At 33.3% G+C, this 23124-nt stretch carries 25 protein-coding genes; 10 read left to right on the top strand and 15 right to left on the bottom strand.

The annotated features are described in order from the left end of the window. Nucleotides 1–2: 2 nt before the first annotated feature. The gene (gene pyrR / locus Q0783_RS10160; RefSeq protein ID WP_230935680.1) at nt 3–542 is read right to left on the bottom strand and encodes a bifunctional pyr operon transcriptional regulator/uracil phosphoribosyltransferase PyrR; all 540 of its coding nucleotides are present in this window, start codon (nt 540–542) and stop codon (nt 3–5) included. Nucleotides 543–667: 125 nt separating this feature from the next. Further along, on the bottom strand, nt 668–2503 hold the full coding sequence (gene rpsA, locus Q0783_RS10165; protein WP_230935681.1) for a 30S ribosomal protein S1: 1836 nt from the start codon (nt 2501–2503) through the stop codon (nt 668–670). Nucleotides 2504–2787: 284 nt separating this feature from the next. Between rpsA and Q0783_RS10170 the strand changes: the two genes are divergently transcribed. Beyond that, a complete protein-coding gene (locus tag Q0783_RS10170) occupies nt 2788–3165 on the top strand; it encodes a LysM peptidoglycan-binding domain-containing protein (protein ID WP_230935682.1) in 378 nt (125 codons plus the stop codon). Between the two features lie 29 nt (nt 3166–3194). Here Q0783_RS10170 and cmk read toward each other — a convergent pair whose 3' ends face one another. From cmk to lon, 4 genes are all read right to left on the bottom strand, one after another. After that, a complete protein-coding gene (gene cmk, locus Q0783_RS10175; RefSeq protein WP_298894851.1) occupies nt 3195–3905 on the bottom strand; it encodes a (d)CMP kinase in 711 nt (236 codons plus the stop codon). After that, nucleotides 3905–4924 (bottom strand): type IX secretion system protein PorQ, encoded by a 1020-nt coding sequence (gene porQ, locus Q0783_RS10180; protein WP_230935684.1) that lies wholly within the window; start codon nt 4922–4924, stop codon nt 3905–3907. The genes cmk and porQ overlap by 1 nt, the downstream gene beginning before the upstream one ends. Before the next feature lie 74 nt (nt 4925–4998). Beyond that, nucleotides 4999–5724, bottom strand: coding sequence for a LysM peptidoglycan-binding domain-containing protein (locus tag Q0783_RS10185; protein ID WP_298894853.1), 726 nt, complete (start codon nt 5722–5724; stop codon nt 4999–5001). 7 nt (nt 5725–5731) lie between these two features. Beyond that, entirely contained in the window at nt 5732–8185 is a 2454-nt protein-coding gene (gene lon / locus Q0783_RS10190) for an endopeptidase La (RefSeq protein WP_298894855.1), read from the bottom strand. 230 nt (nt 8186–8415) lie between these two features. On the opposite strand from lon, the gene Q0783_RS10195 reads away from it, so the two are divergent. The 4 genes from Q0783_RS10195 to Q0783_RS10210 are packed head-to-tail and all read left to right on the top strand — an operon-like array spanning nt 8416 to nt 11402. After that, complete coding sequence (locus Q0783_RS10195; protein WP_298894857.1) at nt 8416–8976, top strand: RNA polymerase sigma factor; 561 nt, start codon at nt 8416–8418, stop codon at nt 8974–8976. Nucleotides 8977–9014: 38 nt separating this feature from the next. Next, on the top strand, nt 9015–9581 hold the full coding sequence (locus Q0783_RS10200; protein WP_298894859.1) for a hypothetical protein: 567 nt from the start codon (nt 9015–9017) through the stop codon (nt 9579–9581). Next, complete coding sequence (locus Q0783_RS10205) at nt 9559–10656, top strand: hypothetical protein (protein ID WP_298894861.1); 1098 nt, start codon at nt 9559–9561, stop codon at nt 10654–10656. The genes Q0783_RS10200 and Q0783_RS10205 overlap by 23 nt, the downstream gene beginning before the upstream one ends. 29 nt (nt 10657–10685) lie before the next feature. Next, on the top strand, nt 10686–11402 hold the full coding sequence (locus tag Q0783_RS10210; RefSeq protein WP_298894864.1) for a head GIN domain-containing protein: 717 nt from the start codon (nt 10686–10688) through the stop codon (nt 11400–11402). A 71-nt stretch (nt 11403–11473) separates the two neighbouring features. On the opposite strand, the gene Q0783_RS10215 is transcribed toward Q0783_RS10210, so the two are convergent. From Q0783_RS10215 to Q0783_RS10235, 5 genes are all read right to left on the bottom strand, one after another. Beyond that, nucleotides 11474–12202: a hypothetical protein gene (locus tag Q0783_RS10215; protein ID WP_298894866.1), complete on the bottom strand. Its 729-nt coding sequence runs from the start codon at nt 12200–12202 to the stop codon at nt 11474–11476. 122 nt (nt 12203–12324) lie between these two features. Next, nucleotides 12325–12906 (bottom strand): hypothetical protein, encoded by a 582-nt coding sequence (locus Q0783_RS10220; RefSeq protein WP_298894867.1) that lies wholly within the window; start codon nt 12904–12906, stop codon nt 12325–12327. A 33-nt stretch (nt 12907–12939) separates the two neighbouring features. Next, on the bottom strand, nt 12940–14274 hold the full coding sequence (locus Q0783_RS10225) for an MFS transporter (RefSeq protein ID WP_298894869.1): 1335 nt from the start codon (nt 14272–14274) through the stop codon (nt 12940–12942). A gap of 69 nt (nt 14275–14343) precedes the next feature. After that, a complete protein-coding gene (locus Q0783_RS10230; RefSeq protein ID WP_298894870.1) occupies nt 14344–15174 on the bottom strand; it encodes a M48 family metallopeptidase in 831 nt (276 codons plus the stop codon). A gap of 184 nt (nt 15175–15358) precedes the next feature. Next, complete coding sequence (locus tag Q0783_RS10235; protein ID WP_298894871.1) at nt 15359–15523, bottom strand: hypothetical protein; 165 nt, start codon at nt 15521–15523, stop codon at nt 15359–15361. Between the two features lie 109 nt (nt 15524–15632). Between Q0783_RS10235 and msrB the strand changes: the two genes are divergently transcribed. From msrB to lpdA, 3 genes are all read left to right on the top strand, one after another. Continuing rightward, on the top strand, nt 15633–16115 hold the full coding sequence (msrB, locus tag Q0783_RS10240; protein WP_298894873.1) for a peptide-methionine (R)-S-oxide reductase MsrB: 483 nt from the start codon (nt 15633–15635) through the stop codon (nt 16113–16115). A 101-nt stretch (nt 16116–16216) separates the two neighbouring features. Next, nucleotides 16217–16771 carry a DUF1572 family protein gene (locus Q0783_RS10245; protein ID WP_298894875.1) on the top strand — a complete coding sequence of 185 codons (555 nt, stop codon included), beginning with the start codon at nt 16217–16219 and terminating at the stop codon, nt 16769–16771. Between the two features lie 56 nt (nt 16772–16827). After that, entirely contained in the window at nt 16828–18204 is a 1377-nt protein-coding gene (gene lpdA, locus Q0783_RS10250) for a dihydrolipoyl dehydrogenase (protein WP_230935701.1), read from the top strand. Nucleotides 18205–18254: 50 nt separating this feature from the next. Here lpdA and Q0783_RS10255 read toward each other — a convergent pair whose 3' ends face one another. The 4 genes from Q0783_RS10255 to Q0783_RS10270 all read right to left on the bottom strand — a co-directional run bounded on the left by Q0783_RS10255 (nt 18255) and on the right by Q0783_RS10270 (nt 20641). Then, nucleotides 18255–18737 (bottom strand): outer membrane beta-barrel protein, encoded by a 483-nt coding sequence (locus tag Q0783_RS10255; protein WP_298894878.1) that lies wholly within the window; start codon nt 18735–18737, stop codon nt 18255–18257. A gap of 47 nt (nt 18738–18784) precedes the next feature. After that, nucleotides 18785–19204: a type II 3-dehydroquinate dehydratase gene (gene aroQ, locus Q0783_RS10260; protein WP_298759941.1), complete on the bottom strand. Its 420-nt coding sequence runs from the start codon at nt 19202–19204 to the stop codon at nt 18785–18787. 78 nt (nt 19205–19282) lie between these two features. Further along, nucleotides 19283–19915 (bottom strand): porin family protein, encoded by a 633-nt coding sequence (locus tag Q0783_RS10265; protein ID WP_298894880.1) that lies wholly within the window; start codon nt 19913–19915, stop codon nt 19283–19285. Between the two features lie 138 nt (nt 19916–20053). Beyond that, nucleotides 20054–20641, bottom strand: a complete 588-nt coding sequence (locus tag Q0783_RS10270) for an outer membrane beta-barrel protein (protein ID WP_298894881.1) — start codon at nt 20639–20641, stop codon at nt 20054–20056. A gap of 322 nt (nt 20642–20963) precedes the next feature. Here Q0783_RS10270 and xerA point away from each other — a divergent pair, with 322 nt between their 5' ends. After that, nucleotides 20964–21872: a site-specific tyrosine recombinase/integron integrase gene (gene xerA / locus Q0783_RS10275; protein WP_298894883.1), complete on the top strand. Its 909-nt coding sequence runs from the start codon at nt 20964–20966 to the stop codon at nt 21870–21872. 70 nt (nt 21873–21942) lie between these two features. After that, nucleotides 21943–23118 carry a PAS domain-containing sensor histidine kinase gene (locus Q0783_RS10280; protein ID WP_298894885.1) on the top strand — a complete coding sequence of 392 codons (1176 nt, stop codon included), beginning with the start codon at nt 21943–21945 and terminating at the stop codon, nt 23116–23118. The last annotated feature ends 6 nt before the right edge of the window (nt 23119–23124 follow it).

Below are 23124 nucleotides of genomic sequence, written 5' to 3' on the forward strand. Positions count from 1 at the left end.
TATTAATTATTTATCAAGTACACTGAGTCTTCACCTTCATTCTCAACCCAATTAACTTTTACTTTTTCTTTATTTATAGCATCAACCTGACGACCTCTATAATTTGGTTGGATAGGTAAATGTCTACTAAAACGTCTGTCTATTAATGTCAATAGTTCAATTTCATTTGGTCTACCAAAAGATTGAATCGCTGTTAATGCTGCTCTAATACTTCGCCCAGTATGCAGCACATCATCAATAAAAACGATGTTCTTGTTTTCTACAATAAAATCAATTTCGGTAGTATTGGCTTCCAATATCTTTTCACCACGTCTAAAATCGTCTCTAAAAAACGTGATATCTAAATGGCCCAATTGGATGTTTTTAATCTTATAATCGTTTTTTAGCATGACCGCTAAACGATTGGCAAGAAATTTACCTCTTGGTTGTAATCCGATAAGTACTGTATTAGAAAAATCGTTGTGATTTTCAATAAGTTGACAAGCCAGTCTATGAAGAATGATGTTTACCTCTTTAGCATTAAGTAAAACTTTTTGACTCATATGGTTTCCAAACGTGTTTGGTTGGCAAAGTTAAGTTAAAAAATCAGGGTTTGCAATCGTTTTATATATCAATAAAAAAAGCCTCTCATATCTGAGAGGCTTTTCAATGTCAAAAATTCAAGGAATTATTTCTTCCCGTCCATTTTATCTTTAAGCGCTTGTAAAGCGTCATTAGCATCACCTAAAGTTGGTTTAGCTTCTGCTGCTTGAGCTTCTTGCTTCTTAACAGCTGCTTTTACATTTGCCATTTCTTCTTCTTTAAAGATAGCAGTATGAGAGGCTACAACTCTTTTGAATTCTTTATTGAATTCAATAATTTTAAAGTCTGCTCCTTCACCTTTCTTAAGTTTGCTTCCGTCTTCTTTTTCTAAGTGACGAGATGGTACAAATGCAACGATATCATCGTTGAAATTGATTGTAGCACCTTTGTCTACGATTTCAGCAATCTCAGCAGTATGTGTTGTTCCTAAAGCGAATTCAGTTTCATACTTATCCCAAGGATTATCAGTAGTTTGTTTGTGACCTAAAGATAATTTACGTCCTTCAACATCTAATTCTAATACCACTACATCTAACTTATCGCCTACATTAGTAAACTCACTTGGATGCTTAATTTTCTTAGTCCAAGATAAATCAGAGATATAAATCAATCCGTCGATACCTTCTTCTAATTCAACAAAAACACCAAAGTTTGTGAAGTTACGTACAATACCTGAATGTTTAGAACCTACAGGATATTTAGATGTAATATCAGTCCATGGGTCTGGAGTTAATTGTTTGATACCAAGAGACATTTTACGATCTTCTCTATCAAGAGTTAAGATTACAGCTTCGATTTCATCTCCTACAGATACGAAATCTTGAGCTGAGCGTAAATGAGTTGACCAAGACATTTCACTAACGTGAACTAATCCTTCTACACCTTCTTCTACTTCAACAAATGCACCGTAATCAGCAATAACAACAACTTTACCTTTCACTTTATCGCCAACTTTTACAGTTTCACCTAAAGCTTCCCAAGGATGCTTGCTTAATTGCTTAAGACCTAATTGGATTCTAGACTTATCTTCATCGAAGTCTAAGATTACAACGTTTAGTTTTTGGTCTAATTCTACGATTTCATTTGGATGATTAATTCTAGACCAAGATAAATCTGTGATATGAACTAAACCGTCAACACCTCCAAGATCAATAAACACACCGTAAGACGTAATGTTCTTCACGATACCTTCTAATACTTGACCTTTTTCTAATTGACCAATGATTTCTTTCTTTTGTTCCTCAATATCAGCTTCAATAAGCGCTTTATGAGATACAACAATGTTTTTGAATTCGTGGTTGATTTTCACCACTTTAAATTCCATTGTTTTATTTACGTACTGATCGTAATCTCTAATTGGTTTTACATCGATTTGAGAACCTGGTAAGAATGCTTCAATACCAAATACGTCAACGATCATACCACCTTTAGTTCTGCATTTTACAAAACCATTAACGATTTCACCAGTTTCGTGTGCATTGTTTACACGATCCCATGCCTTGATTACACGAGCTTTTCTGTGAGATAATACTAATTGACCAGTTGCATCTTCACGAACATCAATTAATACTTCTACTTTGTCACCAACTTTTAAATCTGGATTGTAACGAAACTCATTAAGAGATATTACACCTTCAGATTTAGCATTGATGTCAATGATAGCATCGCGATCTGTAATATGGATAACTTCACCTTCTACAACTTCATCATCTAAAGTATCTACAAAATTTTCTGATACTAATTTTTCAAATTCTTCTAATTGCTTGTCATCAACAGGATCAATTCCTTCTTCGTAATTGTGCCAATTGAAATCTTTTAAGAATTTTTCTGGGTTTGCCTGAGCCTCAGAGACTTGAGGAGCTTCAGTTTGAGGAGCTTCAGTAGTTGCTACTTCAGCTTGTTTTGTTTCTTTTTCAGACATGTGCTGAATAAAATTTGTATTCTGTATGTTTAGAAAGAATTAAGCGCTAACACACAGAAGCGTTATTGTTTGTGATTGTTTGTCCCTTTTATCTTTCTTTATTTCGCTAAAAGGAGTGCAAAAATACGTTTTATTTACAATAAAACAAAATAAATACAACATTGTCTAATCATTTGAGTTTCAGAAACTAAAAATGTTAAAAATTCTTACTTAGCATGTTTAATTTTTGGCACATAAATTGGTATATTTACAATAGTATTAACACTAAATTAAAAACAAAAATTATGGTAAGATCAAAATACCAAAGTGTATTAGACTTAGGAGAATCGTTGAACATCGAAAATGGTGATGTAAAAGAAGAGAATGGCGTATTAAAAGTAACAGGAACTGCAAAAACTCAATACGAAAAGAATCTTTTATGGGATGCAATAAAAGCAGCTGGTGGTGATAACCCAAGCGATATTATGGCAGATATTCAAGTAGCAGACACGTCTGTTTATGCAAGACACACAGTAAAAAGTGGAGAGACATTAGGAAAGATTGCTAAGCACTATTATGGTGATGCAATGAAATACAAAGATATTTTTGCTGCAAACAATGACATCTTAAAGAATCCTGATTTAATTCATCCAGATCAAGAATTAATTATACCAAATTTATAAAAGTGGTATATTAAAAAAGTAAAAGCGACCTAGTGTCGCTTTTTTTTATGAAGTGAATTTATCTTGTTCTTTGCAAGTGACACTATAAATTCGAATTGCTCGTCTAGAGTCATATTTGAATTATCAACCTCAATAGCATCTTCAGCCATGGTTAAAGGCGAATCTTCTCTTGTAGAATCAATATGATCTCGAGACTGTACATTTGCTAAAACCTCTTCGTAACAAACATCATCTCCCCTTTCTAGAAGTTCATCATAACGACGTTGGGCTCTTTTTTCTGCGGAAGCTGTCATGAATAATTTTAATTCGGCTTCAGGAAATACCACAGTGCCAATATCACGACCATCCATAACCACTCCTTTATCTTTTCCAAAACTTTGCTGTTGCTTAACTAGCTGCTCTCGTACTTCAGATATAGTTGCTACCTGACTCACAAACTGTGAGACTTCAAGTGTTCTAATCTCTTTTTCAACATTTTCTCCATTTAGAAACACTTCGGCAAACCCTAAATCTTCATTGAGTTTAAAACTAATTTCGATATGCTCCAATTGAGAAATAAGACCTTCAACATCAAAACAATCACTTTCGATAAATCCATTTTGCATCGTATATAATGTAACCGCACGATACATTGCTCCTGAATCTACATACACATAGCCTAATGCTTTAGCTAATCGTTTGGCCACAGTACTTTTCCCTGTAGATGAAAATCCGTCAATTGCAATGGTAATTTTGGTCATTATCTTAAATCTATTTGTACACCAAAGAAATTGGCATTACTTGCGCCAGAGTATCTAGCATGTGTATAACTAAATCGTGTTTTATTAAGTTTAATACCGACACCAAACGATAGTCCTGAAAAATTTCGTTGTTCTAAGATACGTAATTCTTCAGCTCGTCTAAAGTTATAAGCCATTCTTATATTGAAACCTTTGTCTGGAAACAATTCTGCACCTATAATGGTATGGCGTAACAATTCGCCTAAAAAACCAACCTTTTCTTGAGTTTGATTGCCATCTAAGTCTGTTGTAGCTCTTGCAGGATTAGAAAACCGAATTGGCCAAGCTTGTAAATTCTCAAAGGTTAAATGCCAACGTAATGGCATATTTTCTAGAGTTTGTGATAATCCTAAATTAATTTCTAATGGGAGTTTTTCATTTTGACCAGCATAGGTTACTATTTGAGTACCAAGATTTCTAACTACTAATGCCATTTGAAACTCTAGACGTTCATTAATGTACATCGCTCCTAGATCTGTAGCCACACCAATAGAATTGTATTGTTCTAATTTGGAAGTGATTAATTTTAAGTTAGCACCTAAATAAAAATCGGTAAACGGAATTTGATAAGCATAACCAGCAGAAAGTGCCGCTTCATTGCCTGTGAATGATCCCGTAGAAACACCATTAAGATCGTACCCTTCAAAACTTCCGTAGTTGATATAGGTCATTCCAACATGCAAGGTTTGCACATGTCTATCCCATGTATAAGCATATGCCGCCGAACCATAACTTATACCACCTAAGTAACTTGAATAGTTAATCGCTAGTTGGTTATCCATTTCCGAATTGATAGTAGCAGGGTTAAACAAACCGCCAGTAACGTCATAATCGTAATTGGTGATTACTTTTCCTCCCAAAGCAGCTTGCCTAGGTGATGCAATTAAGTTTAGAAATTGATATGTAGACTCACCACCAACTTGGGCATAAAAAGTTGTTGTCAAGAATAGACAAAAAATAGTGGCAATTTTCTTTAGCATATAAGTGTGCAAAGTAACTAAATCTATCTTAAAACGACTATATGTGTATTTTATTTTTTTAAAAGGAACGAATTCTATTTTAATTGAAGTTTTTGTCCAATCTTAATCAAGTTACTTGTTAAACCATTTAAAGCTTTTATTTCTGCAACTGTAGTATTCGATTTTTTGGCAATACTATATAGGGTATCTCCCTTTACTACAATCCAAACGTCAGAATTGTAAAGGTCTTCGAAGTTTCTCACCCTTAACTCTTGCCCTATTTTTATAAGTGTTGTATCTAAATTATTGGCGCGCTTGAGTTCATCTAAGTCCGTATTATAACGCTTAGATAACGCATATAAGGTTTCTCCTTTTTTTACTGTATGATAATTAGAATCATTAGTTTCTGTGGCAACTGGTTGAGAAATATCATAAACCAAAGTGGTTGCCTTTTTTGCTTTTTCTGATAGTTTTGGCTCTCGCTGTTCAGGAATAGATTGTGTCTGTAATGAATCTGTAGTTGCAGTAGCTAGTACATTTTTCTTTTTAAAATAGTTTGTAAGTGTATCAGGTCTATTTGTTACAATTACTAATGTGCTATCTTTTTTATTAGCATTAGGTGTGTTAGTAATTAGATTAGCTTGTATTTCTGTTTTACCAACTATACTATCTTTTGTTTTTATAGATGATGCATCTACTAAAACTATTTCTCCTGTCTTTATGTTGAGTTTTGCTGGCTTTCCGTTGAGAAGTACATCTTTATAAGTGTCCGTTTGTGCAACAGCTCCAAAACTTGAAGCTGTTAACACTAAGACTGACACTATTAATTTAAAGCTTTTTAGCATTTTTAACTTTTTGATTTGTTAGTGCAAGCTTTAAGACATCACTCATGTCCTTAACATAATGAAACGTAAGTCCTTTTAAATATTCTGGCTTAATCTCATCTATATCACGCTTGTTATCTTCACATAACAAAATCTCTTTAATTCTTGCACGTTTAGCAGCTAATATCTTTTCTTTGATACCACCAACGGGTAATACTTTACCTCTTAATGTAATCTCACCAGTCATTGCCAAACTATTTTTGACTTTGCGTTGTGTAAACAAAGATACTAAAGAAGTTAACATAGTCACACCTGCACTTGGACCATCTTTTGGAGTTGCTCCTTCAGGGACATGAATATGTACATTGTATTTTCCGAAAACATCAGAGTCAATTCCAAATTCATCTGCATTTGCCTTAATGTATTCCATGGCAATGGTAGCCGACTCCTTCATCACTTTGCCCAAGTTACCTGTAATGGTCAAATTACCTTTACCTTTAGACAATATCGATTCAATAAATAAAATATCTCCACCTACTCTTGTCCATGCCAATCCAGTAACAACACCTGCAACATTGTTGTTTTCATATTTATCGCGCTCAAGTCTAGGTGCGCCTAAAACCTCTATAACATCTTCATTAGTAACTTTAAGGTTATAGTCTTCTTCCATCGCAATATTCTTAGCTGCGTGGCGCACTAATTTGGCGATTTGTTTTTCTAATCCTCTAACACCAGATTCTCGGGTATATCCTTCAACAACTTTCTCCAGTTGTGGTTTAGCAACTTTGAGGTGCTTATCAGATAAACCATGTTCCTTTAATTGCTTAGGTAATAAGTGACGCTTACCTATTTCTACTTTTTCTTCAATAGTATATCCAGTCACATTAATAATTTCCATACGGTCTCTTAACGCAGGCTGAATTGTATTCAAACTATTAGATGTTGCGATGAACATCACTTTAGACAAATCAAACCCCATTTCTAGGAAATTATCATAGAATTCGCTGTTTTGCTCTGGATCTAAAACTTCTAGCAACGCAGAAGAAGGATCGCCTTGATGTGTATTAGATAATTTATCTATTTCGTCTAAAACAAAAACAGGATTGGATGTACCTGCTTTTTTCAAACTTTGAATAATTCGTCCAGGCATAGCACCAATGTAGGTTTTTCTATGTCCGCGAATTTCAGCTTCGTCACGTAAACCACCTAAAGACATACGTACATATTCTCTACCTAAAGCTTCGGCAATTGATTTTCCTAAAGATGTTTTACCAACACCTGGAGGTCCGTACAAACAAAGAATTGGTGACTTCATATCATTACGCAATTTTAGAACGGCTAGATACTCAATGATACGCTTCTTTACATCATCTAGACCATAATGGTCACGATCTAAGATTTTCATTGCACGCTTTAGATCAAATTTATCTTCGCTAAATTCATTCCAAGGTAAATCTAAGAACAGGTCAAGGTAATTACGTTGTATGGAGTATTCTGCAACTTGCGGATTCATACGTTGCATTTTGGCTAATTCTTTGTCAAAATGCTCGGCAACTTTATCATCCCATTTTTTAGTCTTTGCACGTTGTCGCATATCTTCAATCTCTTCTCCAGAAGACACACCACCACCAAGTTCTTCCTGAATGGTTTTCATTTGCTGGTGCAAGAAATACTCACGTTGCTGTTGGTTCATATCACTTTGAACCTTAGACTGAATATCATTTTTAAGCTCCAGTTTTTGAAGCTCAGTATTCATGTATTTTAAAGTAGTTAATGCACGCTCTTTTAGATCGTTGATCTCTAATAATTGCTGCTTTTCTTTTACGGAAAGATTCATATTAGACGATACAAAATTCACCAAAAATGAGTTGCTTTCAATATTCTTAATCGCAAAAGACGCTTCTGTCGGAATATTTGGACTATCCTTTATAATTTGCAACGACAGGTCCTTTATGGAATCAATGATCGCTGTAAATTCTTCATTATCGATTGCTGGTTTTGCTTCAGGAACATCTTTTACTGTAGCTGTCAAATAGGGTTGTTCTGTAACCACATCTTGAATTTCAAAACGTTTTTTACCTTGAATAATAATCGTAGTATTACCATCAGGCATTTTAAGAACTTTCAAAATTCGAGCTACCGTTCCTTTTTTGAAAATATCCTTAGCAGAAGGATCTTCTACCGTTTCATCTTTTTGAGATACAACTCCAATAACCTTACTTCCATTATTAGCATCATTTATAAGCTTAATAGATTTATCTCTACCAGCGGTAATCGGAATCACCACACCAGGAAACAAAACGGTGTTACGCAATGGTAAAATAGGTAATGATTCGGGAAGGAGTTCGTTATTTATTTCTGCTTCATCTTCAGGTGTCATTAAAGGAATTAATTCTGAGTTTTCATCAAAATCCTGAAATGACAAACTGTCAAGCTTTAAAAATTTAGACTTTGCCATATTATTTTTTTAGTCATTCTGTCATTAAAAACAACAAAACTATAGATTTATAATTATTTAAATAATCGCTAAATACATTTAAAATCAAATACTTACAATGTCAAAGCAATTATATACCTTTATATAATTTCAATAGTTATGCCATTACACGTCTTCAGATTAAAAACTTTTTTCACTAAAAGTGTAACAAACATAATACACTTTCATCTTTACATTAAAGCATTTGTTTTTTGACACTAACCAATCAAAATATAGAGCAGTTATTGCAGCTTTGTAAATCAGGCAACCAACATGCGCAAATGGAAGTCTATAATAGGTATTACAAAGCGATGTATAATACGGCACACAGAATTGTAAAAGACAATTTTGAAGCTGAAGACATCATGCAAGATTCATTTTTAACCGCTTTCACAAAGTTGGATAGTCTTAAAGAGATTAAAACATTTGGTTCATGGTTAAAACGAATTGTAATCAATAACAGTATACATCATTACAAGAAAAATAGTAAGTATCAAGATTTACCTTTAGATGATGTGTTATATAAAATTGAAGACTGTTCAGGAATAACTGAAGATTATGAATTTAATAATCTTAAAGCGAATCAAGTTCTGGAGACAATGAAAACGCTTAAAGATAATTATCGTATGAGCTTAACGCTCCATTTAATTGAAGGTTATGATTATGATGAGATCTGTGAAATTATGAATATTTCACCTGCAAATTGTAGAACAATGATCTCTCGCGCAAAAGACAGTTTAAGAAAAAAGCTTGAACCTTTAGCGCACTATTAAATAATAACAGTCTAAACCATAGACTATAAGTAAAGCTTATGAAAAAAGATACTATAAATGAATTATTCCAATCACTAGAAGGCGGCTTCGATACCGAAATGCCAAACTCTGGTCATGAGAATAGGTTTTTGGACAAGCTTAAACAGCAAAATAATCCTGTTGTTTTAAGTGAATCTAAGAAGCGAAGTTACTGGAAACCGTTTTTAGCGGTTGCAGCATCCATAGTATTATGCTTTAGTGTATTTACTATGATGCAACAACAAGAACCAGAATTAATGGATTTAGCGAGTGTGTCTCCAGAATTATCACAAACACAATCCTTTTTTACTGCTGCTATCCAACAAGAAATAACACTGTTAGAAGCTGAGCGTTCTCCAGAAACCGAACAAATGATTTATTCAGCTATGAGAGAACTAAATATTCTCGAAGATGAATACGAATCACTTAAAATAGATTTAACCGAAAGTGGTAATGATCAACGCGTTATTTATGCAATGATTACCAATTTTCAAAATAGAGTAAACGTATTAAAAACCGTTTTAGAACACATTGAAGAAGTCAAAAATTTTAAAAACAACCAAAATGAAAACACAACTACTATATAAGCTAATTTTTGCTTTTATTTTAATTCCTTCAATATCATGTGCAAATGGAGTACACGATAAATGGAATGGCAAACACACTAAAGAAAAAACTATAAAAAAGGAATTTTCTGTAAGTTCTGATGCCACATTAAAAGTTAATAATAGCTACGGAAATATTAATATTACTACTTATGAAGGCTCTACCATTACGTTTGAAATAAAAATAAAAACCAATGGTAACAACCTTGAGAAAGTTCAGAAAAAACTAGACAACATCGATGTAGAGTTTAATGCATCAAGCTCTATGGTATCGGCAAAAACACTCTTTAGTAAGAATAAGTCAAAGTCGATATGGAATTGGGGCAAAAACAATAATGTGAACATGGAAATCAATTACATTATTAAAATGCCGATAACCAACAATGTAGATTTAAACAACGACTACGGAAGTATTGATCTCGATAAACTTGAAGGTCGTGCAACGATTAATTGTGACTACGGAAAAATCACCACTAAGGAATTAATGGCGAGTAATAACTACCTCTCTTTTGATTACACAAACAAGTGCTATTTTGAATTTATCAATAGTGGAAAAATCAATGCAGATTACAGCAGTTATACTATTGGAAAAACAAAAAACCTAGACATCAATGCAGATTATACAACATCTGAAATTGAGATAGCTGAAGACATTAATTACAACTGTGATTATGGTACTTTAAAAGTTGGTAACGCTAACAATGTTGTAGGTAATGGCGATTATTTGACCTTAAGATTGGGGACGATTTATAAAAATGTTGGTATTAAAGCCGATTATGGATCAATTAAAATAGAAAAGATGGCTGCGAATGCAGGAAACATTGACATAGAATCAGATTATAATGGGATTACAATTGGTTACGACTCTGGGTATCAATTTAGTTTTGACATTGATTTAGAACATGCATCATTACGAGATGCCGATGCCTTTGAATTTACGAAGAGACGTATCGAATCATCAGATAAGTATTACCAAGGTTACCAAGGAAATGCCAATAGCGGAAACATGATTAGAATCAAATCTGAGTATGGCAGCGTAACATTCAAAAGAAAATAATATAATAACACACAATAAAATTTAAGACAATGAAACATTCAATATTATTAATAGTTGCTTTGCTAAGCTTTACGGTTTCTCAAGCACAATGGAAGAAAATAAAAGGTAACGGAAATATGACTACAGTCACGAGATCGACTTCAGATTATGACACCGTTAAATGCGCAGGGAGTTTTGATTATATCCTCGTTGCAGGAACTGAAGGTCAAATTACATTAGAAGGTGAATCAAATCTTTTAGAATATGTGGTAACCGAAGTCAAAAATGGAAGCTTACACATCAAAACAAAAAAAGGTAAAAATATAAGTCCGAGTAGAAATAAAACGATAAAAGTAACAATTCCTTTTAAAGACCTTGATAAAGTATCATTATCAGGTTCGGGAGATTTATGGAATGAAGATTTAATTACATCAGATAATCTCGAAGTATCATTATCAGGTTCCGGAGATGTTGTTTTAGACGTACAAACAAGAAGTGTATCAGGAAAAGTAACAGGATCTGGTGATTTAACATTGAAAGGAGCAACAACCGATTTAAGAGCTGGTGTTACTGGATCTGGTGACTTTCATGGCTTTAACCTAAAATCAACAAATACTGACGTTTCTGTAACAGGATCTGGTGATGCTGAAGTGGTTTGTAACGGAAAGTTTAAGGCACGAGTTACGGGTTCTGGAGATATCGAATATAGAGGAAATCCAACAAATTCTGACACTAAAGTGTCAGGTTCTGGAAGTATAGAGAATTAAACTTATCACATCTAATTAAAAAGCCACTAGTAATTGCTTACCAGTGGCTTTTTTTGTAGTTAGATAGTTATTTATTGTTTTGTATAAACAAAAGTTAAATCTTGAGTTATAATAATACTTCCGTCTTCATTTGACGAACTAAAACCATCAGGAATTGTAATAGATAATTCGTTACCGTTTAAGGTCCAATCTGTAGTTCCGAAATCATCAGTAATTGAGACAGTATTTCCAGACTGCGTCCAAGTTACATCTGTATTTTCTATTTCATCAATACATTCGATGGTATAATTATATTCATCTGTGGTACCAACAACAATTTCAAAAGTGAATTCGGCATATGACGTACTCATCACTGTTCCAGATCCATCATTATTAAACACAATAGTTTCATTGTTATAGCAATCCATTTCATCTAAAAAGTTAGCACTCTCAGTGTCATCATTATTTAAATCAATAGGTTCTTCACCAATCCATGCCGTTAATAACCATGTCCCTTCAACTTCAGTAGGTTCAACATCATTTGTACAATCGCCAAGAGTATCAACTAGAGCTTGGAGCGTTCCGTCGTCATCTCCACAAGCTTGTATTTGTGCTTCAAGAGCATTACGATAAGCAATACATAATTGTGTATAATTATCAACATTTACACCTAAAAAATTTAAAGCAGCTTGAGCTGTATTGGCAGTAGCTGTCTCACAAGTCAATCCTCCTTGAACAAAGTCTCCTTCTAAAGGTTCATCCTCACAGGACACAAAACTAAAGATAGCTGCGCAGGTTAAGATCGTCAGAATTTTTTTCATAATAAACTAAATTGGGTTTATACAAACATACTAATTTCTTGCATAATAGATTTTTAGATGCTCTATAAAACAAAAAAGACCAGAGTAAACTCTGGTCTATATATTTATTTAGAGTGTATTCTCTATTCAACTTTTTGCCAAACCGAAGTGGCAACGGTTGATACTGTAACGTTTGCTCCTCCTCCATTTTCAGTCTGAACTATATCTTGGAAAAAAGTTAATGTTTGTCCGTCTGCACTTAACGAAAACTCTGCCATTTGCTCGCCTTGATCAACTTCCATTGGCATGTCTTCAAAATCAAATTCAACAAATGAACCATCAACAGTCATAATGTTTCCGTTAGTAGAATAAGTTCCAGAACCATTCACATTGGTATAGGCATCTGAATAACTTGTTGTTTCTCCTTCAAATGTTGTTGATACTTGTAATTCATAATCTCCAGAAACCGTATAATCAGATTCTGCAAAAACTAATTCATAATCTGCCTCAACCATTTCAGCTGTAAAATCAACAACAAAGTCTATGCCTCCAAAACTTGATTCCGAAGTAATATCTGCATTAAAATCAATTAAAGACCATGTACCAACTAATGTTGCATTGTTGTTTGAATTCTCATTTTGAAAGTCTCCTTCTAACGGTTCGTCTTCACAAGTAAATGCTGTTAATAATATAAATAAGGCAAAAAGAAAGCTAAGTTTTTTCATTATAAATTAATTTAGTTTTAACAAACATAGTAATTATTTACTTTCCTTAGGTACTCTATACAATAAAACTATTCCTACAAAAAAGAAAATGAATAAAAACAAGATTGCATTACGCATACTACCTGTTATTTGATCTATGGTTGCAAAAATTACCATCCCTATAACGATTCCTATTTTTTCAGCAACATCGTAAAAACTGAAATAAGATGTAGTATCATCTGTTTCGGGTAAAAATTTAGAATAGGTCGAACGTGCTAATGCTTGAATTCCACCCATCACCAAACCAACTAAAGAAGCAGCTATATAAAACTGCATAGGTGTTTTCATGAAATAGGCATAAATACAAAGCGACATCCATATAAAGTTGATGACGATTAATGTTTTTATATTTCCAAATTTGGACGATGCTCTAGATGTTAAGATAGCACCTAAAACAGCAACTAATTGAATGACCAAGATACTTACAATCAATCCTTGTGTTTTAGCATCAGAATCGCCCCATAAAATTTCTTCTTCTCCAAAGTAGACTGCTACTAACATAATAGTTTGTACAGCCATACTAAATACGAAAAAGGCGACGAGATAGCGTTTTAAACGTAGGTTTTGTTTAAGTTGACTCCAAACTAGCTTTAATTCTTTTAGACCATTAAATACTACAGCTTTTGTCACTTTATGACCATTAGAGACGCCCTTTGGCAGGATGTAAAAGGTATATTGACTAAAGAGAATCCACCATAAACCAACAGTGATAAATGCAACACGCATAGCCTCAAGTGAAGCCAAATCTTTATCCTCCTGAGTTGTACCAACATCAAAGCCAAACCAGCTAGGTTTCATTACCATAGCGAGGTTTAGAAGCAATAAAATCACACTTCCTATATAACCTAAACTAAAGCCTTTAGCACTTATACTATCTTGTTGTTCGGGATAAGCAATATCTGGTAAATAAGAATTATAGAATACTAGACTGCCCCAATATCCAATTAATCCCATGAAATAAAATAATAAACTTAAATGAATATGCTCTAAACTAAAATAATAGAGACCAATACATCCAATACCACCAACATAACAGAAGAATTTCATAAAGCTCTTTTTATTTCCTACATAATCAGCAATACCTGAAAGTATAGGTGATGTAAATGCTACTACCAAGAAGGTAAATGCGGTCACATAAGTAATGAGAGCAGTACTTTTAAAAACCATTCCAAAGGCTGGAACCGTTTTTTCTACCTGAGAAATAAATAAAGCGGAATAAAATATTGGAAATATTGATGAAGCAATGGTAAGCGTATAAACAGAATTAGCCCAATCATAAAATGCCCAAGCATTCAGCAGTTTTTTACTGCCTTTTTCTAGGTTTGCCATATAGTTAAGTTAAAAAAGCTGCCCTTTAGTGGACAGCTTCTAAATTACTATAATTTTTAATCTTTACAATTAAAAGTTACCTAAAGGTCTAAATGAATCTACGCCAAACTTTTTTGCTTCAGCTTTAGCCTTTGGAGCCCATTGCTGTAAATTACTGATTCTGGTATCATTAGACGGATGCGTACTTAAGAATTCTGGCGGAGCTTGTCCTCCACTATTTGCTTTCATACGTTTCCACAATTCGGCAGCTTCATCCGGATTATATCCTGCTATCGCCATTAAATACAATCCAATTTCATCAGATTGTGTTTCATGGCCCCTGCTAAAAGGTAGCATCACTCCTACTGTGCTTCCAACACCATAGGCTTGATTAAATATGTTACGTGTTTGTTCGTCTTTAATTGCTACATTTCCTGCTACAGCACCTAACTGTTGCAACATTCCTGCACTCATACGCTGTTGACCATGATTTGCTAGTGCATGAGCTACCTCATGTCCCATAATTGCAGCAATTCCTGTTTCGTTTTGTGCTATAGGTAAGATTCCCGTATAGAATACTATTTTACCGCCAGGCATACACCAAGCGTTCACCGTTTTATCATTTACTAAATTGTATTCCCATTTATAGTCTTCTAAATAGCCTTGATGTCCATTGGCATTTAGCCAACGTTCGGCAGCCACAGCAATACGTTGACCAACTCGCTTTATCATTTCGGCATCGGCTGTTCCAGTAATGACATTATTTTCAGTTAAAAATTGATTATACTGAGCAAAAGCTGTCGGGAATAATTGGGAATTTGGTACTAATGCTAACGTTTTTTTTCCTGTAAAAGGATTTGTTGTGCACGATAGAAATAGAGCTATTGTACCTATGAGAACTATGTTATTTTTTATACGCATTGTTAATGGGTTTTAAGTGTAAGCTAAATTTACAAAATGATTCTATTTATTTAGACACAAAACAATAGAATTTTGTCACATTCAAGCACAAAAAAATATTCTCCTATAAAATACAACTCAGTAAATTCCTTGTGTATAATCATATTAGAAATACCATTTGTTTTTACATGATCTAAAGGAACTATCACATTATCCCATTGGATTTCTTTAATTTATCGAAAAATTGTGAACGCTCCTTCTCCTTTTTATAATATACGTCCAAAATAACAGAATCGATCTTTTTTTTACCAACATATTGTTGTTTTGTGTACTTTGGAATAATAGCACCTTCTTTAATATAGATTGGCATACTATCAATAATGCCGTAATAAAAGTCGATTATTAAATTTACAACATTTGCGTAAGTTCAAGTTTTTAATTTCGACAGAAGAAAACATAAAAAACCATATTTTTACTCTATGAAAAAGATTATCACACTACTTACAATTATGTTATTTTTTAGTTGTAATTCTTCAGCACAAAAAACAGAAGCCAAAGAAGAAAAAGTGTATCCAGTTACAAAAACTGATGCCGAATGGAAAAAAGAACTCACTAGTGAGCAATATTATGTATTAAGAGAAGCCGGAACAGAACGACGATACTCTAGTTCACTAAATAAAGAAAGTCGCAAAGGTATCTATCACTGCGCTGCATGTGATACACCGTTATTTAAAAGTGAACACAAATTTGATTCGGGTACAGGTTGGCCAAGTTTCGATAGAGAAATTGAGGGTAATGTAGACTATTCTGTAGATTATAATTTAGGTTATGCCAGAAATGAGGAACATTGTGCAACTTGTGGAGGGCATCTTGGACATGTTTTCAATGATGGACCTAGAAAAACAACTGGAAAACGCCACTGCATTAATGGTGTGGCTTTAAAATTTGTTCCAGAAAAATAAATTAATAGTACCCATTACTTATAGCGATATAAAATCTAACTATGACTATTTATAGTTATAGCCATTTTGTATCGCTATTTTTATAGTACTAATTAAATATAATGGAGCACTCATATCTAAGTAGTATTCTCAAACAATTTGAGTATTACAAATCTCTAGGCGATAAGACCTTAAATCAATTAACTCTAACAGAGCTTAAACACGAATTTGTTGAGGATACAAATTCTGTTGCTATCATTACAAAACATATTGCGGGAAATATGCTTAGTCGTTGGACTAATTTCTTAACTGAAGATGGCGAAAAAGAATGGAGACATCGCGATAGTGAATTTGAGGACACGTTTCAATCTAAAGAAGAGCTATTCAATTATTGGAACAAAGGATGGGAATGTTTATTTAATGCCATAAGACCATTAACTTCAGACGATCTAGAGCGTATAATTTACATAAGAAATCAAGGTCATACAGTAACAGAAGCTATTAATAGGCAATTGGCACATTACGCTTATCACATAGGACAGTTGGTCTTTTTAGGAAAACTATCCAAAGGGCAAAACTGGGTATCTTTATCCATCCCAAAGGGAAAATCCACTACATATAACAAAGAAAAATTCAGTAAAGAAAAAGGTCGTAGACATTTTACAGATGACCTTTAATATTACAATAAGGTTTTGTAACTTCGTAACCTTAAAAATTAGACAAAAATAGACTCATGAGTAAATACGATATTATAGTACTTGGAAGTGGTCCTGGAGGCTACGTAACAGCAATTAGAGCATCTCAATTAGGCTTTAAGACTGCTATTGTGGAAAAAGAAAGCTTAGGTGGTGTTTGCCTAAATTGGGGATGTATACCAACAAAAGCATTACTTAAATCTGCTCAAGTTTTTGAATATTTAAAACATGCAGAAGATTACGGTCTTAATGTAAAAGATGCTAGTCACGATTTTGGTGCTGTTGTGAAACGTAGTCGTGGTGTTGCAGATGGCATGAGTAAAGGTGTTCAATTTTTAATGAAGAAAAATAAAATTGATGTCATTGAAGGTTATGGTACCTTAAAAACAGGGAAGAAAGTTGAAGTAGACGGAAAAGAATATAGCGCAGACCATATTATTATAGCTACTGGAGCACGCTCACGCGAGTTGCCAAGCTTACCTCAAGATGGCAAAAAAGTGATTGGATATAGAGAGGCCATGACTTTAGATAAACAACCAAAGAAAATGATTGTCGTTGGATCTGGAGCTATTGGTGTAGAGTTTGCGTATTTCTATAACTCTATGGGAACAGAAGTTACTATTGTAGAGTATTTACCAAATGTAGTACCTGTAGAAGATGAAGATGTTTCTAAGCAATTAGAGCGTTCATTTAAGAAAAGTGGTATTAAGATTATGACCTCTTCGGAAGTAACTAAAGTAGATACATCTGGAAAAGGTGTAAAAGCTACCGTAAAAACTAAAAAAGGTGAAGAAGTATTAGAGGCTGATTTAGTATTATCTGCAGTTGGTATTAAATCTAATATTGAGAATATTGGATTAGAAGATGTTGGTATTGCTGTTGATAGAGATAAAATATTAGTGAATGATTACTATCAAACAAACATTCCTGGTTATTATGCTATTGGGGATGTTACTCCTGGTCAAGCTTTAGCGCACGTTGCTTCTGCGGAAGGTATTTTATGCGTAGAAAAAATTGCAGGACATCATGTCGAAGCAATAGACTACGGAAATGTGCCTGGTTGTACCTATTGTTCACCAGAAATTGCAAGTGTAGGATTAACAGAAAAGCAGGCTAAAGAGCAAGGTATAGATATTAAAGTGGGTAAATTTCCTTTCTCTGCATCTGGAAAAGCCAGTGCAGGAGGAAACAAAGACGGTTTCGTAAAAGTAATTTTTGATGCAAAATATGGAGAATGGTTAGGTTGTCATATGATTGGCGCTGGAGTTACTGATATGATTGCTGAAGCTGTGCTTGGACGTAAACTTGAAACGACTGGACATGAAGTATTAAAAGCCATTCACCCTCACCCAACCATGAGTGAAGCGGTTATGGAAGCAGTTGCAGATGCTTACGATGAAGTGATTCATCTTTAAACTTCATAAATGAATATATAAAAAAAGCGATTCTAAAAGAATCGCTTTTTTTATAATCTATACCCTAACCCTATAAAGAGTCCATTGGGAGAAATCTCTTCAAAGCCAATAGTGTATTTCATATGTATATCTAAGGGTTTTATAATATGATAAGCGACACTCACATCACCTCTTACTTTAAATTTATTCGAAAAAAAATCAAAAAAATAATTTAGACTTGGTCCAACAAGAATATCAAAATTGTTTGCCACTTCATATTTTGCATAAATTGGTGCATTCAAAAACTCAAAGTCACCAAGACCAATATAGAGTAATTCTGGTTGTATCGAAAGGGACTCATCAATATGCACATCAACAAAAATGCCACCATAATAACCAACTTCAGTTTCAGCGTTTGGGCCAAAGTTAGCTTGTTCGACATTAAAAAAAGTAAGGTTTAATCCGCCTTTAATACCAAATTCGGCATTAGACTGTGCAAATACATAAAGATTAGAAAGCAAAATACTCAGAAAAACAAACACTCCTTTTTTCATATTATAATCGTTTAGAATATTTAGAATCTATTAATTTTAGTCTTATATCAATCAAAAAAGCTTTGAATAGCCAACTCATAACTTTGTAACCCAAAACCTAGAATAACACCTCTAGCATTAGGTGATATATAGGATTGATGTCTAAACTCTTCTCTAGAGAATGTATTAGAAATATGCACTTCTACTACAGGAGTTTCTATTGCTTTTACAACGTCACCAATACCAATTGATGTATGTGTATAAGCAGCAGCATTTAAAATAATTCCGTCATAGCTATATCCAACCTCCTGAAGTTTATCTATGAGCTCTCCTTCAATATTTGATTGATAATGTTCTAACGTGATATTTGGATACTTATTGACAACGCGCTCAAAAAAGTCGGTAAATGATAAGTTTCCGTAGATATTGGTTTCACGCTTTCCTAATAAATTTAAGTTAGGACCATTAATAATGATGAGTTTTTTCATAAAGTAAAGATATTAAAATTTGAGTACAAAAAAACCGAAGCAAAAGGCTTCGGTTTGAATATTTTAAAGAGTTGATCCCTATAAATTATTTAAAATAACACCAATATTAAAACTACTTCTACCGTTTCGTACAGAAGAGCCAAGGTTGTTACTAAAAACATCTGATAAACCAGATTGCGCATCGTATTCTACAAATAATTTAGTGTTTTCTCCAACATTGAATTTGTAACCAACACCTAGAGCAATACCAAAATCTGTAGAATTAAAAGCGTCTTTAACATCTGTTCCGCCTCTATCCTCTTCAGCATTTAAAAGGAACCCAATATAAGGACCAAAATTCAAATACCATTTTCTTGTCGACCCAAAATGCCAATTTGCCATAACTGGAACAGTTAAATACGTCACATTAAAGTCTGTAATATAAGACTCATTTGTAAGTTCGTTATCAAAAAATCCATCTCCCCATCCTTTTGAATCATAGATAAGTTTTGCCTTTATTCCCCAACGGTCTGAGAAATAATATTCACCAGATACTCCAAGGTTAAAACCTGTTTTTGATCGAGTTCCATTATTAGAATCTGATCCTACAACAACATTAGATATGTTTAAACCAAGTCCTGTTCCAATTTCAAAATCGCCTTTATCAGCTTGAGCATTAAGATTTAAGCTACAGCATAGAGTTATAAAGACAATTGTAATTAATTTTTTCATAATAGATTTAAAGTTTTGTTAGGCTGCGAATCTAAGATTTTACTTACAATTAAAAGTGTAAAAAATCGTAAAATATAAGCTTTAAGCATAAAAAAACCGAAGCGATATCACTTCGGTTTTTCTTATGGTTAATACCAATTAGAACTTATAAGTAACTCCGAAATTGATATCAGATAAATCAAAGTTTAATCCAAAAGAATTAGTAGACTCTGCTCCATCAACATCTGGTTTAGCACTAGCATAAGACAATGCACCAACTGATGCTCTTAAAGCGAAACAATCAGATACAAAATAGTTAAGACCTGGTCCTACAGCAATTGCGAATACATCAAATTTAGACTCTGCTCCACCATTTGGCTCAAATTTAGAGTTAGCGTAAGAAACTCCTGCACCTACTGTGAAAGAAAATTGATTTGCTGGAGTAAAGAAGTATGTAGCTCCTAAACCTCCTCCAAACGTCGTAGTTTTATCATCTGCAGCATTTTCAGCAGAACCAATAGATAAATTAGCTTCTAAAGCGATATTTTCGCTTACAAAGTATCCTACCGTAGGCATAAAATCAAATCTGTTAGTTTTTAAATCTCCTTCTTTAGTACTGTTATATCCAACTGTACCAGACACATAAACATCTCCTTCTTCAAAACCACCTGTAGTGTTTTCATCTTGTGCATTTACGTTTGTAAATCCGAAAACTGCAACTGCAGCCATTAGTAATAATTTTTTCATAATTGTTAAGTTTAAATAATTTGGTTTTTATTTTATTTGGTCGGCAAACATAAAAGATAATTTTTAGTCTCACAAGAAAAAACACATAATTTTATGTATTTCGTCGATAAAATAATATATTTCAACGGATTAATGATAAAAAAAGTGCTATTATGATTCTCATATTTTTTAAAACTATGACTGATAGTAAATATTAATCACATGTCATTAACACCACTTTAAATTTTAGTCTTGAATATCACTAATTTAAGATACCTGTAACTTAATATTTTGCAGTATTTTTGAAGTGAATTATCACGAGACTCAAAACCAAGTTTGTTCAATGAAATGGCAAAATGCACTCCATGATTATAAATACTATCTTAAAATTGAGAGAGGGTTATCTGCAAATTCAATTACCAACTATGAGTTAGATGTTGAAAAGTTAATCAATTACTTAACTATCCATGACATTTCTATTTCTCCTGTAGATATCGAATATGAAACAGTACAAGCCTTTATTTATGACGCGTCGAAACAATTAAACTCTAGATCACAATCTCGCTTAATATCAGGTTTACGAAGTTTTTTTAGCTACTTAGTATTTGAAGATTACAGAAAAACCAATCCGTTAGATCATATCGAATCTCCAAAAATAGGACGCAAATTGCCAGATACGCTTTCTATTGATGAAATTGATGCCTTGATTAATGCCATAGATTTAAATAGAGAGTTTAATCGTGTACGTATTGGGGAACGAAATAGAGCAATTCTTGAAACCTTGTATAGTTGCGGACTCCGTGTTAGTGAACTTATTAATTTAAAGCTATCAGATTTATTCTTTGATGAAGGTTTTATTAAAGTTACTGGAAAGGGAGATAAACAACGTTTCGTACCTATAGGTACTAACACACAGAACTATATCAATATTTGGAAAGACTTAAGAGTGCATATGAGCGTAGATCCAGAATACAAAGACACCTTGTTTCTTAATAACAGAGGAAAGCAACTCACTAGAGCAATGATTTTTACCATTATAAAAGATTTAGCAAAAGCTATTAATCTAAATAAAGTAATTTCTCCGCATACGTTCCGACATTCTTTTGCTACGCACCTATTAGAAAATGGAGCCGACCTTAGAGCTATTCAACTCATGTTAGGTCATGAAAGCATTACGACCACCGAAATATATATGCATGTAGACCGTTCACATCTTAAAGATGTGTTGATGTCTTACCATCCTAGAAAATAATAATCTTAATTTTGTAGTAAAAAAGTGACATCTTTGCAATTCATGTGTCTTATTTATAAAATCTTAACCTATGAAAAAGCTATTAAAAAAGCTTCTTAATTCACCATCAACTCCTCAAGAAATAGATTCAAAGTTCTCTGAAGTAAAAAAGTGGGAACTGGCCTTAGAATACTCCAGTATTGGTCTTTGGGAATACGATGCAGAGCTAGACAGCGTGTTTTTCTCTGAAGGTTCTAAACAAATAATAGGTGTTGAAGACCATAATTTTGGTAAAAACCCAAATGATTGGAATGATCGTGTTCATACCGAAGATAAAGTCAAATATTTTCAAGATTTTCAAGACCATCTTAGTAACGGTAAATCGATGTATGAAAATGAGCATCGTGTTTTATGTGAAGACGGAAGCTATAAATGGATAAGAGATCGTGGAAAAGTTGTTGAATGGACTTCAGAAGGAAAACACAAACGAGTTATTGGTACACATACTGATATTACGTCAAGAATTGAAAAAGAAGAGCAATTGGAGAAGTATCTTCAGTTAATTACTAGTCAGAATAAGAGACTTCACAATTTTACACATATTGTTTCTCACAATTTAAAAACACATATCGGAAATTTTAAAAATATACTTGAGTTCTATGACGAGTCTAACTCTGAAAACGAAAAAGAAGAACTCATGAATCATTTAAAGACGATTTCCGAAGCATTGACAACAACTATTGTAGATTTGGATGACATCATTAGTATAAAATCGAAATCTGATACCAGTGAACTTAATGAAAAGATAAATATTTTTGATTGTACCGAAAAAATTATTGAAAGTCTTGAAATTGAAAGCACAAGCAATGATATAACACTTTATAATTCGGTTGATAAAAATGACTTTTTGATTGCCAATAGGTCCTATTTAGAAAGTGTTCTTTACAACCTCATTTCAAACGGAATAAAGTATAGTCATCAACAACGAAAGTCTAAAGTTGTAATACAAACTCTACAAAACGAAGAAACGCTTAAGATTTTGATATCTGACAATGGAATAGGTATAGATACCAAAAAGTTCAAAAATCAACTATTTGAAATGTATCAAACTTTTCATGGTACAGATCGAGAAGACTCAAGAGGTGTAGGTTTATACATAACTAAAACACAAGTTGAAGCTATGGGTGGTACTATTGATGTTGATAGTGAACTTAATGAAGGGACAACGTTTACTCTAATTTTTAAAAAACAAAAGCACTCTAAATAGAGTGCT

It is taken from the genome of uncultured Psychroserpens sp., assembly GCF_947500255.1.
Taxonomy (GTDB): domain Bacteria; phylum Bacteroidota; class Bacteroidia; order Flavobacteriales; family Flavobacteriaceae; genus Psychroserpens.

Excerpts from the sequence above, each read along its gene's own strand:
- Q0783_RS10220 (WP_298894867.1), bottom strand. The coding sequence starts at position 12,906 with ATGAAAAAACTTAGCTTTCTTTTTGCCTTATTTATATTATTAACAGCA.
- aroQ (WP_298759941.1), bottom strand. The coding sequence starts at position 19,204 with ATGAAAAAACTCATCATTATTAATGGTCCTAACTTAAATTTATTAGGA.
- Q0783_RS10215 (WP_298894866.1), bottom strand. The coding sequence starts at position 12,202 with ATGAAAAAAATTCTGACGATCTTAACCTGCGCAGCTATCTTTAGTTTT.
- Q0783_RS10230 (WP_298894870.1), bottom strand. The coding sequence starts at position 15,174 with ATGCGTATAAAAAATAACATAGTTCTCATAGGTACAATAGCTCTATTT.
- Q0783_RS10245 (WP_298894875.1), top strand. The coding sequence starts at position 16,217 with ATGGAGCACTCATATCTAAGTAGTATTCTCAAACAATTTGAGTATTAC.
- msrB (WP_298894873.1), top strand. The coding sequence starts at position 15,633 with ATGAAAAAGATTATCACACTACTTACAATTATGTTATTTTTTAGTTGT.
- lon (WP_298894855.1), bottom strand. The coding sequence starts at position 8,185 with ATGGCAAAGTCTAAATTTTTAAAGCTTGACAGTTTGTCATTTCAGGAT.
- xerA (WP_298894883.1), top strand. The coding sequence starts at position 20,964 with ATGAAATGGCAAAATGCACTCCATGATTATAAATACTATCTTAAAATT.
- Q0783_RS10210 (WP_298894864.1), top strand. The coding sequence starts at position 10,686 with ATGAAACATTCAATATTATTAATAGTTGCTTTGCTAAGCTTTACGGTT.
- Q0783_RS10200 (WP_298894859.1), top strand. The coding sequence starts at position 9,015 with ATGAAAAAAGATACTATAAATGAATTATTCCAATCACTAGAAGGCGGC.
- cmk (WP_298894851.1), bottom strand. The coding sequence starts at position 3,905 with ATGACCAAAATTACCATTGCAATTGACGGATTTTCATCTACAGGGAAA.
- rpsA (WP_230935681.1), bottom strand. The coding sequence starts at position 2,503 with ATGTCTGAAAAAGAAACAAAACAAGCTGAAGTAGCAACTACTGAAGCT.
- Q0783_RS10270 (WP_298894881.1), bottom strand. The coding sequence starts at position 20,641 with ATGAAAAAATTATTACTAATGGCTGCAGTTGCAGTTTTCGGATTTACA.
- Q0783_RS10280 (WP_298894885.1), top strand. The coding sequence starts at position 21,943 with ATGAAAAAGCTATTAAAAAAGCTTCTTAATTCACCATCAACTCCTCAA.
- pyrR (WP_230935680.1), bottom strand. The coding sequence starts at position 542 with ATGAGTCAAAAAGTTTTACTTAATGCTAAAGAGGTAAACATCATTCTT.
- Q0783_RS10205 (WP_298894861.1), top strand. The coding sequence starts at position 9,559 with ATGAAAACACAACTACTATATAAGCTAATTTTTGCTTTTATTTTAATT.
- Q0783_RS10170 (WP_230935682.1), top strand. The coding sequence starts at position 2,788 with ATGGTAAGATCAAAATACCAAAGTGTATTAGACTTAGGAGAATCGTTG.
- Q0783_RS10235 (WP_298894871.1), bottom strand. The coding sequence starts at position 15,523 with ATGCCAATCTATATTAAAGAAGGTGCTATTATTCCAAAGTACACAAAA.
- porQ (WP_230935684.1), bottom strand. The coding sequence starts at position 4,924 with ATGCTAAAGAAAATTGCCACTATTTTTTGTCTATTCTTGACAACAACT.
- Q0783_RS10255 (WP_298894878.1), bottom strand. The coding sequence starts at position 18,737 with ATGAAAAAAGGAGTGTTTGTTTTTCTGAGTATTTTGCTTTCTAATCTT.
- Q0783_RS10265 (WP_298894880.1), bottom strand. The coding sequence starts at position 19,915 with ATGAAAAAATTAATTACAATTGTCTTTATAACTCTATGCTGTAGCTTA.
- Q0783_RS10225 (WP_298894869.1), bottom strand. The coding sequence starts at position 14,274 with ATGGCAAACCTAGAAAAAGGCAGTAAAAAACTGCTGAATGCTTGGGCA.
- lpdA (WP_230935701.1), top strand. The coding sequence starts at position 16,828 with ATGAGTAAATACGATATTATAGTACTTGGAAGTGGTCCTGGAGGCTAC.